Origin of the sequence: Peptostreptococcus anaerobius VPI 4330 = DSM 2949 (assembly GCF_000381525.1) — a bacterium.
Classification (GTDB): Bacteria; Bacillota; Clostridia; order Peptostreptococcales; family Peptostreptococcaceae; genus Peptostreptococcus; species Peptostreptococcus anaerobius.
In genome coordinates this window covers 1-16,809 of the sequence record NZ_KB906611.1, presented here as the reverse complement: position 1 = coordinate 16,809, position 16,809 = coordinate 1, and the positions used below count along the sequence as shown (strand labels likewise).

Here is a 16,809-nt window from a genome sequence, read left to right as displayed (position 1 = left end):
AATATGGCAAGAATAGCTGGTGTAGACTTACCTAGAGAAAAAAGAGCTGAAATAGGCTTAACATATATATATGGTATAGGTAGAGCTACTTCAAATGAAATATTAGCTAAGGCTGGTATAAGCAAAGATGCTAGAATTAAAGATCTTTCTGATGATGAAGTAAACGTACTTAGAAAGATAATAGATGAAGATTATCTAGTTGAAGGTGATTTAAGAAGAGAAATATCACTAAACATAAAGAGACTAAGAGATATAAAGTGCTACAGAGGTATGAGACATGCTAAGGGCTTACCTCTAAGAGGTCAGAAAACTAAGACAAACGCAAGAACAAGAAAAGGTCCTAGAAAGACTGTATCTCGTAAGAAGAAGAAGTAAATATAGATTACAGTAAAAGGAGGGAAATATTATGGCAAAAGGCAATAAGAAAGTCGTTCAGCGTGTTAGAAGAAGAGAACGTAAGAATATAGAACGTGGACATGCACATATACAGTCTACTTTTAACAATACAATAGTAACATTGACAGATGTACATGGTAATGCAATATCTTGGGCATCTTCAGGACAGTTAGGATTTAAGGGATCAAGAAAGGCTACTCCATTTGCTTCACAGATGGCAGCTGAAACAGCAGCTAAGGCAGCAATGGAACACGGTCTAAAGACTGTTGAAGTATTTGTAAAGGGACCTGGTTCAGGAAGAGAAGCTGCAATAAGAGCTCTTCAGGCTACTGGTCTTGAAGTTACAATGATAAAGGATGTCACTCCAATACCACACAATGGTTGTAGACCACCAAAGAGAAGAAGAGTGTAGTGTTTGAGGTATTTCACCCTCAGTGGACCAATATATGTATAGGAGGGTTTATCCATGATAGAAATAGAAAAGCCAAAAGTTGATATTGTCGAATTAAGCGAAGATTATAGATTTGGAAAATTTGTTGTTGAACCTTTAGAGAGAGGTTTCGGTATTACAGTAGGTAATGCACTTAGAAGAATCCTCCTTTCTTCTCTACCAGGTGTAGCAGTATACGCTATAAGAATAGATGGAGTACTTCATGAGTTCTCAACTGTTCCTGGTGTTAAGGAAGATGTAACAGAAATAATACTTTCTCTAAAAGAATTATCAGCTACAATAGACGATGAAGAACCTAAAGTATTAAGAATTCAGGCGATTGGTCCTTGTGAAGTCAAGGGATCAGACATAATATGTCCTCCTGAAGTAAACATAGTGAGCAAAGACTTACACATAGCAACACTTGACGAAGGTGCAAAGCTAAACATGGAAATCTATGTAAATAAAGGAAGAGGATATATTTCAGCTGAAGAAAATAAAAAGGAAAGTATGCCAATAGGAGTATTACCTGTTGATTCAATCTATACTCCAGTTGAAAAGGTAAGCTATCATGTTGAAAATACTAGAGTTGGTCAAAGATCAGACTTTGATAAACTAACACTTGAAGTTTTAACAAATGGAAGTATCAATCCTCAGGAAGGTATATCTTTAGCTGCTAAAGTATTAGATGAACACTTGAAGTTATTCATTGACCTAACTGAGCACGTAGGCAATGTAGAAATAATGGTAGAAAAAGAAGAGGACAAGAAAGAAAAAGTCCTTGAAATGACAATAGAAGAATTAGACTTGTCTGTTAGATCATATAACTGTCTAAAGAGAGCTGGTATCAACACAGTTGAAGAGCTATCTAACAAGTCTGAAGACGATATGATGAAGGTTAGAAACCTTGGTAAGAAGTCTCTTGAAGAAGTAATACACAAGCTTGAAGAACTTGAACTAAGATTAAAGCCTAGCGAAGAATAATTCTTGTAAAGGAGGGAAATAGATGGCAATTTACCGTAAATTAGGACGTGAAACAGCTCATAGAAACTTAATGTTAAGAAACCTTGTAACATCTTTACTAAGAGAAGGTAGAATAGAAACTACAGTTACTAGAGCTAAAGAAACTAGAAGAATGGCTGAAAAGATGATAACTCTTGCAAAGAGAGGAGATCTTCACGCTAGAAGACAGGCACTTGCTTACATCCTTGATGAAACAGTAGTGACTGACCTATTTGAAAACATAGCACCAAAGTATGCTGAAAGAAATGGTGGATATACTAGAATAATAAAGATGGGACCAAGAAGAGGCGACTGTGCTGAAATGGCATTCATCGAATTAGTATAATATATATTCAATAGATAAAATTACCGTAGCAACCTACATATAGGGGAGCTACGGTTTTTTATTTCTATATATAGGTGATATGGCAATATATAGAAAATATCTATAAAAAGCTATAGTTTTATAAATTGAATATTTTAAAGTAATCGTGATTATATTGGCTATAAAATAAACTTTAACGAATGAATAAATAGATTCAATAAACAGGGCTGAAACCACTGAAAAACAAGGGCTAAGACCACTTTATGCAAGAGTAATTTCACATTTAAAAAATAAAAAAATATTTAGTAAAAACCCCTAGATATTTTATATTATTCGTTGTATAATCTATGTGAGCAAAGGAATTATACTTTTAAATATTTGAAAGTTATTGCTTATTAAAAAACATTGAGGAGGTATTATGATGAAGAGTAAGATGGTCTTAGTTATTGTTGGTTTTATGGTTATGGGTATATGTGCGGCGAATGTTTTACCAGTGTCGCAGGCATACGTAGCGACCAATAATGCTATCGTTATGCCAGCTGAATCTACTAATCCTGTAGTGCCAAACTCACCTGGTGAATCACCAGTATCACCTGCAGCATCAAGAGATGTAGTACAGTCTCCTGTATCACCTGCAGCATCATCAAAGCCAGTTGCTTCTCCAGTTAGTCCAGCATCACCAACTGCTGAAATAGTTGATCCAGAAACACCAAGCCCTGTTGAATAGGTTTATTTAAAAGATCTTAGCTAATAGGTTATTAATACATAAAACATATAATCTCATTAAGAATGGAGCAATCAGTTATAGCTGTTTGCTCCATCTTTTTCTTTATAGAAATTTTTTAGAAATTTACTGCATAGAATACTGTACAGAATATGCAAGTACCTATTTAACCTATATTTTCCTTAAACATCATGACAAGTCCAACACTTAGGAGTAGAGCCACTAGCCATATAGAGTGAAGTCCCATATGTCTTGAGATAAGTGCTCCAAATCCTGCGCCAAGTGAAAATACCAATATGATTAAAAAATAGTAACGACTTCTTATCAAGAGATCACTGTCTCCACTTGTGTGATACTTGCATAGGAGGGTTGTAGCACTTCTTAGGTTGCCAGTACACATAGTAGTAGCATAGGAATTACCATGAAATTTGTTGAAGGCTATAACCTGCATACCACATACAAATGATATTAGCATATTTGCAGGACTATCATAGTTTTTGGACAAAAACCCTATAGCTATAATAAAGAGTATTTCAATAGCTAGTATTATTTGTCTCCAGTGTATTTTCTTTGTGTATTTGTACTTTATTTGAATCCTCTGACACAGATATACGCCAAGTGCGAATGTAAATATTGGAAGTATATAGTTAAGTGCCCTGTGGATGTTTCCTTCAGCAAGATTTTGACCCAGGAGGACTATATTGCCGGTCTGAGCATTGGCAAAGACCTTTCCCCTACAGATATAGGAGTAGGCATCCATAAAGCCTCCAGCAAGGGTCAGAAACATACCCACACGGACGGATTCAGACATCTGTCTTTTGTCAGTCATAATTTCACCCCTATTCTTCTGTATATAATTTTACCACAAATATATGTCATAGTTAATCCAATAGGCAAATTATTCTATTTTTGGTAAAATAAGGGTAGTGATATTTTAATATGTAAATATATTGCATTTGGAGGTTGCTATGAAAGTTATATTAAATAGGGATTTAGGTCAAAAAAAGATTGATATGATAAGAGACTTGGGTTATGATGTGGAGTTGATACTTGAAAAGGATTTAAAGTCTAGAGATGATTATTATGATGCAGATGTTTGGTTTACCTACCAGGGATTTTCCAAGGTAGATATGGACAGGTGGACAAACTTAAAATATATTCACACTACTAGTAGGGGGATAGACCAGGTACCCAAGGATTTTGTAGTGGATAGGGGATGCTATCTTTCTTGTAATACTACAGGATACTCAGTACCCATGGCTGAATCAATAATTATGTATATACTAGAGGTCTTTAAGAATACTAGGACTATGTTTGACAAGCAGGACAAGAGATTATGGAAGATGGATTCTAACTGGATAGAACTAGCTGGAAAAAGAGTAGGATTTTTGGGGACAGGAAATATTTCCTACCAAACAGCCAAGAGACTCAGGGCCTTTGATGTCGAGATATGGGGAGTCAATACAAACGGTAGGTCTGTTGAGGGCTTTGATAGGACTTTTTCCCTTGGAGAATCTGATGAGTTTTTCAAAGAGTGTGATGTAATTGTAGGCCTGATGCCAGCTACAGAAAAGACGAGTGGCCTAATAGATGGTTCAAAATTTGAGCTGATGAAGGAAGGGACTACTTTCCTTAATATAGGCAGGGGTAACCTAGTCAACCACCAGGACTTGGTCAAGTATGGACCTAAGTTTAGGGGGATTGTAATAGACGTTGCAGATTGTGAGCCACTACCAGCAGACAGCCCTCTTTGGGATTTAGATAATATTATAGTTAGCCCCCACAATAGCTGGGTGTCTGAAAATAATATAGAGAGGTTGGGAGACATAGTATACGAAAACTTAAAATCATTTATAGAGACTGGTAGACCAAAGACTTGGGTCAAGGATATAAACAGAGGATACTAGGAGATCAGGGAGTTTTCAATAATGGACTCGATATACAAGTATCCAAAGATAAACGGAAAGACAAACTATGATGTAAGTTTTGAGAGAGACCGCTTAGGTGTATGCCTAGTGGTCTCTCTTAATTATTTTGAGATTATTTTTAGGAATAATATAGATTTTAAAGGCTCATATAAAGGAATATTTAGTCAATAAAGGGTCTAGATATGGTATAATGAAGAGTAGATTATAAAAAATAATCCTAGAATACAAGAGACTACTTATAAATATTGTCTATGGGTATAATAGGACTTATACAATATATTAAACAATTAATACGGAGGAAATGGATGACCGATAAAATAGTCGAAGTAAAGAACTTAACATTCGAATATACCAGTGATGAGGATATCCATCGTGCGATCGACGATTTTAACCTAGATATTACCAAGGGTGAATTTGTTGCCATAATAGGGCATAACGGTTCTGGAAAGTCAACTCTATCAAAAAATCTAAATGCTATTTTAGTTCCGACTAAGGGGGATGTTTTGGTAGGTGGCATGAATACTAGGGATGATGATAGATTATGGGATATAAGACAGACAGCTGGAATGGTATTTCAGAATCCAGACAACCAGATAGTTGCTACTATTGTTGAAGAAGACGTTGCATTTGGATGTGAGAACCTAGGAATTGAATCAAGTGAGATAAGAAAAAGAGTAGATGAAGCATTAAAGAGTGTAGATATGTACGAATACAGGGAAAGACAGCCCCACCTATTATCAGGTGGACAAAAGCAGAGGGTAGCTATAGCGGGTATAATCGCTATGAGACCTGAGTGTATAATATTTGATGAGGCAACAGCCATGCTTGACCCATCAGGTAGAAAAGAAGTCATGTCTACAATTAAAAAGTTAAATAAAGAATACAATATAACAGTATTACATATCACTCACTTTATGGAGGAGGCTGTTGAGGCTGATAGGGTGATAGTAATGGAGAAGGGAAGAAAGATACTAGAGGGAAGTCCAAAAGAGGTGTTTTCTCATGTTGATGAGTTAAAAAGCATAGGGCTTGATGTACCTTATATGACTGACCTAGCCAAGAGGTTGGTTGGCCAGGGTATAGATATTAAATCTGACGTTCTAACTGTTGATGAAATGGTGGGTGAACTATGTCGATTAAAATAGAAAACTTAACATATATATACGATGAGGGTATGCCATTTGCCCACAAGGCCCTTGACAATGTTTCTTTTGAGATCAAGGACAAGGACTTTGTAGGTCTTATAGGCCATACGGGATCAGGTAAGTCTACCTTGATTTTACACTTAAATGGACTTATGAAGCCTAGCTCAGGGTCAATATTTATCAATGACTACGAGATTACCAAGAAAAATCAGAACTTGACAGATATAAGAAAGAGAGTTGGTATAGTATTTCAGTATGCTGAATACCAGCTATTTGAGGAAACTGTTGAAAAGGATATAGCCTTTGGTCCTACCAATCTAGGTCTTGATGAGGCAGAGATAAGCCAAAGGGTTAAAAAGGCCATGGAAGATGTAGGTCTTTCCTATGATGACTATGCTCAAAAGTCTCCATTCGAGTTATCAGGTGGGCAAAAGAGAAGGGTTGCTATAGCAGGAGTGATAGCTATGAAGCCCGATGTCTTGATACTGGATGAACCTACTGCTGGACTTGATCCTGGTGGAAGGGATGAGATATTTAAGCTGATCAAGGACCTATATGAAAACAACGATATGACGGTAATCCTATCTTCTCATAGCATGGATGATATGGCCAAACTAGTCAATACCCTTATGGTTATGAACAGGGGTAGGCTAGAGCTTATGGGAAGTCCAAGAGAGATATTTAGGGACCATGCAGACCAGCTAAAGTCTATGGGTCTAGATGTTCCACAAGTACTTCAGTTGGCTAAGAAGCTTAGAGAAAATGGCTTTGAAATTAGTGATGATGTCATAACTGTAGATGAGATAGAAAAAGAAATATTAAGATGTATCAAGGAGGATAGAAATAATGCTTAAAGATATTACTATAGGCCAGTTCTACCCTTCCAAGTCTGTTATACACAGGCTAGACGCTAGGACAAAATTACTGGCTACCCTACTTTTGATGGTGGCGATATTTACTATAAACCAGTTTTGGCCATATTCAGTATTGTTCTTATTCTTGCTGTTTATTACCAAGCTATCAACAATACCAGTTTCATATATTATGAAGGGATTAAAGCCGCTTAGGTGGATTATCCTGTTCACATTTGTAATAAATATCTTCTTTGTTCAAGGAGACCATATACTTTGGCAGTTTGGATTTTTGAAGGTAAGTGATAAGGGTCTACATACAGCTATATTTATGGCCATTAGGTTGACATTGTTGGTTGTCGCTACGTCTCTTTTAACACTTACGACATCTCCAATAGAGCTGACTGATGGTATAGAAAACGCCTGTGGACCACTTAAAAAGATTGGTTTTCCAGCCCATGAACTGGCTATGATGATGACTATAGCCCTTAGGTTTATACCTACACTTCTAGACGAGACCGACAAGATAATGAAGGCCCAGATGTCTAGGGGGGCAGACTTTGAATCTAGCAATATCATCAACCGTGCCAAGAATATGGTACCACTACTAATACCCCTATTTGTCAGTGCCTTTAGGAGGGCTGATGAACTCGCTATGGCCATGGAGGCTAGGTGCTACAGGGGAGGAGAAAATAGGACTAAGATGAAGCAGTCCATACTTACTAGGCAAGACTACATAGCGAATTTTATAATGTTTGCCTTTGTGGCCTTTACAATTGCTAGTAGGTGGATAGAACTTATATAAAATACAAAGATAAGGAGTGACGGAGATATTGGCTGCACTCCTTATTTTAAAATACAAATATCGAGGTGATATTATGAGACTTAACTTAAGAGCGTCATCAGGCGACTATGATATAATAATAGAAAAAGGATGTGCTACATCGAGGGATGGAATAGGAGAACATCTCATAGCCTATCTAAAGACTAGGTCATTGAGTAAGATATATATACTAACAGATACTAATATAGATAGACAAGGACTTGCTACAAGTGAATATAGCTATTCACAGGTGCTAGAGTATAGCCTAAAAGAATCTGGCTATGAGATCTACAAGAGAGTTATACAAGCGGGTGAGGCTTCAAAACATATATCAAATCTTTCTGGTATTTATGATGACCTATCTAAAAAGGGGATCACACGATCTGATATAATAATAGCCTTAGGTGGTGGAGTTGTTGGAGATCTTGCTGGTTTTGTAGCGGCAACCTACCTAAGAGGCATAGACTATATTCAAGTTCCTACTAGCCTCCTAGCCCAGGTAGACTCCAGTGTAGGTGGCAAGACTGCAGTAGACATTGACTCAGGCAAGAACCTAGTGGGTGCTTTTTACCATCCTAGTATAGTCTTGATAGATACTAATGTGCTCAAGACCCTACCTGTTAGGGAGTTTAGGTCGGGCATGGCAGAGGTCATAAAGTATGGTATGATAAGCGATGGGGACTTGTTTGAAAGTCTTGAAAAAATAGGAAATGACCATATGGACCAGGCTATTTTTGATAAGATGGATGAGATTGTATACAGGTCTTGCTCTATAAAGAAATTCATAGTAGAAGAAGACGAGTTTGATAGGGGTGGTCGTATGGTCCTTAATTTTGGGCATACAATAGGACACGGTTTAGAGTCCTACTATGACTATAAGACCTACAACCATGGAGAGGCAGTTGCTATAGGTATGTATGAAGTTACGAGCCTGGCATATTCTCAAGCTATGGTTGATATAGGACTAGTAAAAAGGCTGGAGGAGATACTGATCAAGTACGGTCTAAAAGCCAAGTCACCAGTAGCAATAGGCAAGTTAGTCGACTTTATAGGCAAGGACAAGAAGGTCTTGGATGGTTATTTAAACTTGATTCTTGTAGAAGAAATCGGCAGTGTTTCTATAAAAAAGGCCTTGGTAAGTTGTAAGGGAATAGAATTTATATAGGAGGTGGCAATTTGGATATCAGAATAAGACCCAAGAAACTTTGTGGGAGTATAAATATACCACCTTCAAAGAGCATGGCCCACAGGATGATAATATGTGCCAGTCTAGCAACCTTATCTTGTGACCATGATACAAATATTGAAAATATAGCCATGTCAGATGATATTTTAGCTACCATAGGTGCTATGAGGTCCTTGGGCTTAGAAATAGAAAAAGACTTACTGGAAGGTGGAAGGTATAGGTTGAAAGTATCCGGCATAGATGGGTCAAGAAATGATGGACTAGCAGATGATTACCTGACTATAGATTGTGGAGAATCAGGTTCTACTCTTAGGTTTATTATTCCTATTTTGTCCGTTTTTGCCAAGAGGTATGGACTTGTAAATTACAGGTTGGATACAAGGGGAAGACTACTTCAAAGACCTCTTGAACCTTACTTTGATATACTTGATAGAGAAGGCATAGACTATAATATAGATGGGACCAGCCTATATATAAGGGGCATGAAGGGCTTTAGCCAGTCCTCATATGAAATTGATGGGGGAATTAGCTCACAGTTTATATCGGGTCTCTTGTTTAGCCTACCTCTTATGGACTTTGATACTGAGATAGTTATAAAAAACAGGCTAGAGTCAAGGGGCTATGTCGATATGACCCTTGATGCCCTTTATAAGTACGGAATAGAGGTAGAAAATATTGACTACAAGACCTTTAAAATAAAGGGCAATCAAAGCTACAAGCCAGTAAAGGCAAGCGTAGAGGGTGACTACTCACAGGCGGCCTTCTTCCTTGTGGCCAATGCTCTGGGTAACAAGGTCCAAATCAAGGGACTAGATCCAGGCAGTCTCCAGCTAGACAAGGAGATAGTAGATATCATAGACAGATATGACAAGTATTATTGCAATGAGGGTGGAGACAGGTGTATAGCTAGTGATTTAGCCATAGGTATAGATGCGACCAATATACCGGATATTGTACCTATAATGTCCTTACTGGCTACAAACTATAAATATCCTAGCAAGATAAGTGGAGTAGAAAGGCTTAGGATAAAGGAATCGGACAGGCTTCAAGCTACTAGTAGCCAGTTGAGGATACTGGGAAAGGACATTGAAATAATAGGTGAAAAAGAGGAAACAAGCCTACTTATAAATGGGAATCTGGATAGGGGCAACAAGGACCAATCTACTGGTGATGACTACTATTTGGTGGATTCTTTTAAGGATCATAGGATAGCTATGACACTTGCGATTGCAGCTACTGTGTCCGACAAAGACCTTGTGATAAAAGATGCCCATGTGGTGTCCAAGTCATATCCAAATTTTTGGGATGACTATAAAAAGCTTGGAGGTGAAGTATATGAGTTCGACTTGGGGTAGAAAGTTTAAGGTATCTATATTTGGGGAATCTCACGGTAGCCATATAGGAGTTGGTATAGACGGGATACCAGCAGGAACTCCGATAGATGTGGACTATATAATGGACCAGATGAAGAGGAGGTCTCCGGGCCAAGACTTGATGAGTACAGCAAGAAAAGAGCCAGATAGACCCAATATAATCAGCGGTGTATTTGAAGGAATGGCCACTGGTGCCCCACTCTATATGATAATTGAGAACCAAGATAAAAAATCCAGGGACTATTCAAACATCAAGGACCTAGCAAGACCAGGCCATGCAGATTATTCAGCCTTTGTTAAATACAAGGGTTATAATGATTATAGGGGTGGAGGTCACTTTTCTGGTAGGATTACAGCAGGTCTAGTGTTTGCCGGATCTATAGCTAGGAAGATTTTAGAGGACAGGGGCATATATATAGGCAGCCATGTCAGGTCAATAAAGGACTTGAAAGATAGGAGGTTTTGCCTAGATGACATGACTAGGGAAGTATTTAAGCAACTGGAGTCTAAGAGGCTAGGATTTTTGGATGATAGGCTTGAAGATAAAGCCCATGATATGGTAGTTGATGCTAGGAAAAACCAAGATTCTTTAGGAGGTATAATAGAGCTGGGCTTGACTGGTCTTGAGGCTGGGATTGGAGACCCGTTTTTTGACAGTCTAGAGTCAAGTATATCTTCTATGATGTTTTCAATACCAGCTGTAAAGGGACTTGAATTTGGATCAGGTTTTGACCTTGCTAGTATGTATGGGTCTCAGGCTAATGATGAATTTTACATAAATGAAGATGGAAATATTAGGACTAGGACAAACCATAACGGTGGTATAAATGGGGGAATATCCAATGGTATGCCTCTTAGCTTGTCTGTAGCTCTTAAACCGACCCCATCTATAGGTAAGCTACAAAATACAGTGGATTTTAGGAAGGGAAAAGAGACCTGTATAGAAGTTAAGGGAAGGCATGATCCAATAATTATAGCCAGGGTAAGACCAGTCTTGGAGGCGGGACTTGCCATTGCCATATTGGACTCCTTGATGTATGATAATAGTATATAGATATATGCAGGAGGTACTATGCTAGAAGAATACAGGAGAGAAATTGACGATATAGATAGAAAAATGCTTGAATTATTTGAGGCTAGGCTTGATATATCTAAGAAAGTTGCCTCTTATAAAAGAGACAATGGACTTGAGATATTCCATCCTGATAGGGAAGAGGCAGTTGTAGATAAGTGGAGGTCCTCGGTGTCTAAGGTGGAATATGTAGACTATGCAGAGGCCTTGATAAGAAAGATAATGAATCTATCAAAAGATCTTCAAAAGGAGTGCCTAGGTCAAGATTAATATAATTTTATATGATTTACAATGTGATTACGGAGGAGGTATGTATGATTGGATTTAAGGAGTTCTCAAAAGAAAATTATGACAGACTCTATAGTATGATGGTTGAATTTTATAGGTCTGATGCGGTTGACCATCCAATAGACTTGGATATTATTAAGAGGTTGTTGGAGGATATATTGACAGGAGACTATACTATAAGAGGATATGAGGTGTATTACGACGACAACTTGGTTGGCTTTGGTGTTATGACTAGATACTATGCATCAGAGGTTGCAGGTATTACTATCCAGTTGGAAGATTTATTTATCCAAGAGGAATACAGGAGCAAGGGTATAGCCAAGGAGTATTTCAGGAGGATAAAGGACAAATTCCCAGAAGCCAAAAGGTTTAGGTTAGAGGTTGCCAGAAATAATAAGAGGGCCATCAAGTTGTATAAGGCAGGCGGATTTGAAGAATTAGAATATATGCAGATGATTTATGATAGGGTCTAGCTTAAAGCTAGGCTCTTTTATATTTACCAATAAAAATAGAGGGGCGAAAATCCACCCCTCTTAGTCTATCTAATATTAAGTTTATGGTGTCCTAATTAGAACTTGAATGCATATTCCTTGCTACCATCTAAAGCATTGAATACATTAGTGTAACCTAACTTAGTTAACTCACCAGCAACTGTAGCTGACTTGTTTCCTGAGTAGCAGAATACATATATAGCTGTGTTCTTATCCTTAGGTAATTTATCCTTGTTAGCTTCGAAAGAGTCAGGACCTATATTTACAGCATCCTTGAAAGTCTTATCCTTGAAGTCTTTTTCATCTCTAGCATCTATTACTAGACCAGCCTTACCGTCAGCTATATCCTTTTCAAAATCAGCACCCATAAGGTTTGTGAAAGTTACTAGGTCATACTTGAACTGCTTAACTCCATCTGCATTGTAAACCTTAGTGAATCCATTATTTACTAGGATTTCAGCAGCCTTACCACTCTTCTTTCCAGAGTTGCAGTATAGTACTACATCTTTGTCCTTGAAAGATTCTATCTTCTTGTAGTCTTTTTCAAATGAGTCTATAGGCATGTTTATAGCAAATTTGATGTGTCCAGCCTTGTATTCTTCAGCTGCACGAACGTCAACTACTAGGTAGTTTTCCTTCTGCTTCTTGTCAGCTTCAATCTTTGCAAGGTCTTCACCCTTCATAGCCTGTACTTCAGCTGGCTTAGTTTCTTCCTGCTTAGCTTCTGGCTTAGCTTCCTGCTTCTGTGAACATGCAGTTGCTCCGATTGATGTAGCCATTAGTAGAGCAGCTAGTAAATACTTAGATTTTTTTAATTTCATGTTAATCCTCCTAAAAAGTTATATATAAAATATTTAACATTATTGCATACTATTATATAGTATTTTCTATTAAATTTGTAAAGGTTATTAGAAAAATTTATATAAATAGAAAAATAAAATATGACAACAAGTAACAATAAAAAATATATATAGATTAGAATATGTAATATAAGCCTTATTGGCCTTATAGATTGAATGATTTGCTTATATGAAGTATAATGTACTAAAGATAAGGTATTTATTATCAAAACGATTAACAATAAAATAAATCAATCAAAATTAAACTCATTAATTAGGAAAGAAGGTGTAAAAATGAGGAGAAAATGCGTAGGTTTATTTCTAGCAGGAGTTATGGTGTCTTCAAGTTGTCTATCTACATTTGCAAAAAATAAGGTAGAAATTGAGAGTTTGTCTGGTAAGAATAGGTATGGAACAGCTATTGGCATATCTAGATATGGATGGCAGGACACAAGTAAGGATGTCATAATAGTAAATTCGGATTCAGTTGCAGATGCTCTAGCTGTAGGTCCATTAGCTAGGATTAAGGATGCTCCTGTTCTTTTGAGCGCTAGGGATGGGATAGGCAGTGAAAGTATGGCTGAGATAGATAGGTTAAAGCCAGAAAGTATCACCCTTATAGGAGGAGAGGGGTCTCTTTCAAGGTCTCTTGCCCTAAGTTTAGAGGCCAAGGGATATAAGGTTGATAGAATAGCAGGAATAAACAGGAACGATACTTCCTATAAGATAGCGGATAAGATAAAGGAAGTATACGATGAAAAGAATATGTCTATAGATGGTCTAATGGTAGTTGATGGCTACAAGGGACTAGCTGATGCTGCTGGGGCTGGTGCAATTGCAGCAAGGCTTGGCTATCCACTCTTGATGGCATCTAAGACAGAAAACCTAAACCAAAGTATAGCCAATGGTTTAGATAGGGCAAAGGTCTATATAGTAGGTGGAGTGGCGTCTAGCTTGTCATCTTACTTTAAGAGTCCGATTCTTATATCTGGATCAAATAGGACCAGGACAAATGTAAACCTAATAAAGGAATTTTATCCAGAAGGTTTCACAAAAGCATATATTGCCAAGGACGGAAAAAATAATCCATCTGAACTTATAGATTCAGTTGCTATTGGAGGACTTGCTGCTAGAGAGTCTGCACCTGTAATACTCTTAAATCCTAATTTGAATGTAGAGGCAAGTACCAAGGGCTTGATAGGAGAAAGTTTGGATAGGGTAGTTAAGATCAGTGGTGGAATTGATCTTCAGGTTGACCAGATGTTGGGAAATACAGATATAGTCCTACCAATAGAAAAACCATCAGAAGGACCAATTCAAAAGCCTAGACCAAGTACAGGTACAAAAGATAGGGCAAGCTTTGACTATTGGAATGAAGCCAACAAGTATTCTAATGACATATTGATGACAAGTGAGAAGATAAGGGCATGGAACAGAGAAAATCTTAAAAAAACAGGTCTTTTAAGAGATCCCCTATCTGTTGCCAATAAGACTTATGGAGTGATGACTAGAAGGGAAATAGCAAGACTAAAACCAGGTTATCCGGGTAATGTTTCATTTGACTCTACTGCCAATACAGCCCTTAACCCATGGGAGACCATATATATTGAGTCCTATTCTCCTAATAGACAGTGGGCATATGTTAAGTCATACAATTCATATGGATGGTTGCCAGTTGATTCTTTTGCCATAACCAGCAAAGAGGACATAAGGACCTATGAAGCAATGCCTTTTTCAATAATAAAGAATAGACAGTACTTAAATGGTACTACAAGGATAGATATGGGGAATAGGATGCCTATGGAAAAAAATATGGTCCTATTGCCTGTAAGAATGGCCAATGGTAAGCTTACAACTAGAAAGATAAACTTTGATTCCGGGTCTATGAACAGGGGTTACCTTCCTCTTACAAGGGCCAATATAGTAAAGCAGGCTCTCAAGTTCCAAAATGAGGTCTACGGTTGGGGTGGAAGTAAGAATGCTCATGACTGTTCATCCCTAGTCCAAGATGTATTTAAGTCTATGGGAGTCATGATTCCAAGAGATTCAAAAGACCAGGAAGCTGTGAATTTTGGTCATAAGATGTCTATGAGGGGGGCTTTAAAGCTAGCCAAGTTGGATGGTATGAAGCCGGGAACTGCTCTTTATATGAAGGGCCATGTTATGCTGTATATAGGCAAGGATAAAAGTGGTAAACACCAGATGGTTCACCAGTATGCAGGCCACTATGAAAATGGAAGATACATCAGGGTATACTCAGGCAAGATAACACCTGTGACAATAGGAGCCGAGGGTGGAAGAACTTATTTGGATAATATGAGGACTGCTGTGGACTGGATTAGGTAGGTGAGGACATGAATACAATAAAGAATTATCTAAATTGGAGGGGGGACTTGACCTTTGACCAGGATCCCTTAAATGAAGTCGACAATGCTATATTTTCACTATTGGCTTACCTTGATTTTAGTGTGGTATCTGGAAGTGCAAAAATAAAAGACCTAGTTAATATGTACAGTAGATATATGGATAAGACCAAGAGCTCCTACTACCATAGCAAGTTTATAAAGGGCATAGAGGATATTTTAGAAAAGATGTCCACAACTAATAGGTTCAAGGATGTATGGGTGTCTGACTACTGTGATATGCTAGACGAAAAAAACCAGACCCAGTTTTCCGCTATGTGCTTTATACTTGGACATACGGGTATATTTGTAGCCTTTAGGGGAACGGATAATAGTTTTGTAGGATTTAAGGAAGATTTTAATATGAGTTATTCCCAACATGTTCAAGGCCAACTAGAGGCTGTCAAATACCTAGACTATCTAATGGACAAGTACAAGGGCAGCGATGTATATGTAGGTGGCCATTCAAAGGGAGGAAACTTTGCCGTATACTCTGTATGTGGCTTAAAAGAGGACAAAAGAGATAGGGTCATAAGGATATTTAATAATGACGGGCCTGGTTTTTCCAAGGCTTTTGTAGAGACAAAGGCCTACAAGGATACATCGGTCAAGGTCAAGAAGATAATACCAAAGGACTCTATAGTAGGTATCTTGATGGACAATGAAGAGGAAACCAAGAGGGTGAACGCCCTAGGCTCAACTGGCTTTATCCAACATGATGCTCAAAATTGGGAGGTCATGGGCAATGAATTTGTAGAAGAAGAGTGTGGTGAACAAGCCCAATTTCTAGACGATACCATAAGGTGTTGGTTATCTACCTTGAACGATATGGAAAAAGCTCTCTTTGTCAACGAAATGTACAATATCATACTTATGACGACAGATGCCAAGAAACTCTCTGACATATCTGAGAGCAAACTGAGGTTGACTATGAACTTTATAAGGAATATGAAGGGGCTAGATCCTGAAAAAAGGGAGATAATGTACGGAGTTGTCTACAGGCTATTTGAGAGTGCATCCAGGGTCAAGAGAGAAAAAGACCTCCACAAAAAATTGAAGAAGGCCAAGCAGAAAGAGCCTAGTTTAAAAAGCAAAAGTGAAAAAAATTCACTATAAAAGGATTTGAAAAAACCACAAAAAAATAAATTTAAAAAGTAAGCTATAGGTGGTTAAAAAATACAAATAAATAATATCAAATAGGTCAAAAATGTAATGTGCTATAACATATGTTACACAATTGAATAAAAAAAGAGAGGAACTCTGATACAATAGTAATATCAACAAAACCATTTAGTAAAGGAGTCCTCTCATGTCTATTATAACAGAAGAAATGCGTTACCGCCAAAAATTATGTGAATTTGCTAAAAAATATGGAGTTACAAAAGCCGCAAGGCGATATCATACTAACCGTCAGTTTGTGTATAGACAACTAAAAAAGTATGATGGCACAGTAAGGAGCTTAGCATTAGGCTCTAGAAGGCCTTTACGCAGTCCAAATGCTCACACAAAATCTGAATTGAAGTTAATTAGAAAG

At 37.6% G+C, this 16,809-nt stretch carries 18 protein-coding genes and 1 pseudogene; 17 read left to right on the top strand and 2 right to left on the bottom strand.

What is annotated here, in order from left to right; translation table 11 throughout:
• The first annotated feature begins 3 nt into the window (after positions 1–3).
• From rpsM to F823_RS0103395, 5 genes are all read left to right on the top strand, one after another.
• Entirely contained in the window at positions 4–375 is a 372-nt protein-coding gene (gene rpsM, locus F823_RS0103415) for a 30S ribosomal protein S13 (protein WP_002844190.1), read from the top strand.
• 31 nt (positions 376–406) lie between these two features.
• Positions 407–808, top strand: coding sequence for a 30S ribosomal protein S11 (gene rpsK / locus F823_RS0103410; protein WP_002844204.1), 402 nt, complete (start codon positions 407–409; stop codon positions 806–808).
• Between the two features lie 54 nt (positions 809–862).
• A complete protein-coding gene (locus tag F823_RS0103405; protein ID WP_002844184.1) occupies positions 863–1,810 on the top strand; it encodes a DNA-directed RNA polymerase subunit alpha in 948 nt (315 codons plus the stop codon).
• A 22-nt stretch (positions 1,811–1,832) separates the two neighbouring features.
• The gene (gene rplQ / locus F823_RS0103400; RefSeq protein ID WP_002844243.1) at positions 1,833–2,174 is read left to right on the top strand and encodes a 50S ribosomal protein L17; all 342 of its coding nucleotides are present in this window, start codon (positions 1,833–1,835) and stop codon (positions 2,172–2,174) included.
• 397 nt (positions 2,175–2,571) lie between these two features.
• Positions 2,572–2,880, top strand: a complete 309-nt coding sequence (locus tag F823_RS0103395; RefSeq protein ID WP_002846011.1) for a hypothetical protein — start codon at positions 2,572–2,574, stop codon at positions 2,878–2,880.
• Between the two features lie 163 nt (positions 2,881–3,043).
• Here the strand turns inward: F823_RS0103395 and F823_RS0103390 are convergent, their stop codons facing one another.
• Positions 3,044–3,706 carry a YoaK family protein gene (locus F823_RS0103390; protein WP_002844173.1) on the bottom strand — a complete coding sequence of 221 codons (663 nt, stop codon included), beginning with the start codon at positions 3,704–3,706 and terminating at the stop codon, positions 3,044–3,046.
• Positions 3,707–3,845: 139 nt separating this feature from the next.
• Between F823_RS0103390 and F823_RS0103385 the strand changes: the two genes are divergently transcribed.
• The 9 genes from F823_RS0103385 (at position 3,846) to F823_RS0103340 (ending at position 12,016) form a co-directional block, all read left to right on the top strand.
• Positions 3,846–4,784, top strand: a complete 939-nt coding sequence (locus F823_RS0103385; RefSeq protein ID WP_002846012.1) for a phosphoglycerate dehydrogenase — start codon at positions 3,846–3,848, stop codon at positions 4,782–4,784.
• Positions 4,785–5,110: 326 nt separating this feature from the next.
• The gene (locus F823_RS0103375) at positions 5,111–5,950 is read left to right on the top strand and encodes an energy-coupling factor transporter ATPase (protein WP_002844188.1); all 840 of its coding nucleotides are present in this window, start codon (positions 5,111–5,113) and stop codon (positions 5,948–5,950) included.
• The gene (locus F823_RS0103370; RefSeq protein WP_002844179.1) at positions 5,935–6,804 is read left to right on the top strand and encodes an energy-coupling factor transporter ATPase; all 870 of its coding nucleotides are present in this window, start codon (positions 5,935–5,937) and stop codon (positions 6,802–6,804) included. Before F823_RS0103375 ends, F823_RS0103370 begins: the two co-directional genes overlap by 16 nt.
• The gene (locus tag F823_RS0103365; protein WP_002846014.1) at positions 6,797–7,606 is read left to right on the top strand and encodes an energy-coupling factor transporter transmembrane component T family protein; all 810 of its coding nucleotides are present in this window, start codon (positions 6,797–6,799) and stop codon (positions 7,604–7,606) included. The genes F823_RS0103370 and F823_RS0103365 overlap by 8 nt, the downstream gene beginning before the upstream one ends.
• 73 nt (positions 7,607–7,679) lie before the next feature.
• A complete protein-coding gene (gene aroB / locus F823_RS0103360) occupies positions 7,680–8,789 on the top strand; it encodes a 3-dehydroquinate synthase (RefSeq protein ID WP_019595383.1) in 1,110 nt (369 codons plus the stop codon).
• Positions 8,790–8,800: 11 nt separating this feature from the next.
• Positions 8,801–10,165 carry a 3-phosphoshikimate 1-carboxyvinyltransferase gene (locus tag F823_RS0103355; protein ID WP_019595382.1) on the top strand — a complete coding sequence of 455 codons (1,365 nt, stop codon included), beginning with the start codon at positions 8,801–8,803 and terminating at the stop codon, positions 10,163–10,165.
• A complete protein-coding gene (gene aroC, locus F823_RS0103350) occupies positions 10,146–11,237 on the top strand; it encodes a chorismate synthase (protein WP_002844229.1) in 1,092 nt (363 codons plus the stop codon). Before F823_RS0103355 ends, aroC begins: the two co-directional genes overlap by 20 nt.
• An 18-nt stretch (positions 11,238–11,255) precedes the next feature.
• The gene (locus F823_RS0103345) at positions 11,256–11,525 is read left to right on the top strand and encodes a chorismate mutase (protein WP_002846018.1); all 270 of its coding nucleotides are present in this window, start codon (positions 11,256–11,258) and stop codon (positions 11,523–11,525) included.
• Positions 11,526–11,569: 44 nt separating this feature from the next.
• Positions 11,570–12,016, top strand: a complete 447-nt coding sequence (locus tag F823_RS0103340) for a GNAT family N-acetyltransferase (protein ID WP_019595381.1) — start codon at positions 11,570–11,572, stop codon at positions 12,014–12,016.
• 95 nt (positions 12,017–12,111) lie between these two features.
• On the opposite strand, the gene F823_RS0103335 is transcribed toward F823_RS0103340, so the two are convergent.
• The gene (locus F823_RS0103335) at positions 12,112–12,855 is read right to left on the bottom strand and encodes a rhodanese-like domain-containing protein (protein WP_002844180.1); all 744 of its coding nucleotides are present in this window, start codon (positions 12,853–12,855) and stop codon (positions 12,112–12,114) included.
• Positions 12,856–13,167: 312 nt separating this feature from the next.
• On the opposite strand from F823_RS0103335, the gene F823_RS0103330 reads away from it, so the two are divergent.
• The 3 genes and pseudogenes from F823_RS0103330 to F823_RS0103320 all read left to right on the top strand — a co-directional run.
• Positions 13,168–15,219 (top strand): cell wall-binding repeat-containing protein, encoded by a 2,052-nt coding sequence (locus F823_RS0103330; protein WP_002844176.1) that lies wholly within the window; start codon positions 13,168–13,170, stop codon positions 15,217–15,219.
• A gap of 8 nt (positions 15,220–15,227) precedes the next feature.
• Positions 15,228–16,391 (top strand): Mbeg1-like protein, encoded by a 1,164-nt coding sequence (locus F823_RS0103325; protein ID WP_002844209.1) that lies wholly within the window; start codon positions 15,228–15,230, stop codon positions 16,389–16,391.
• A 193-nt stretch (positions 16,392–16,584) separates the two neighbouring features.
• A pseudogene (locus F823_RS0103320) lies at positions 16,585–16,809 on the top strand (IS481 family transposase); the annotation flags it as partial.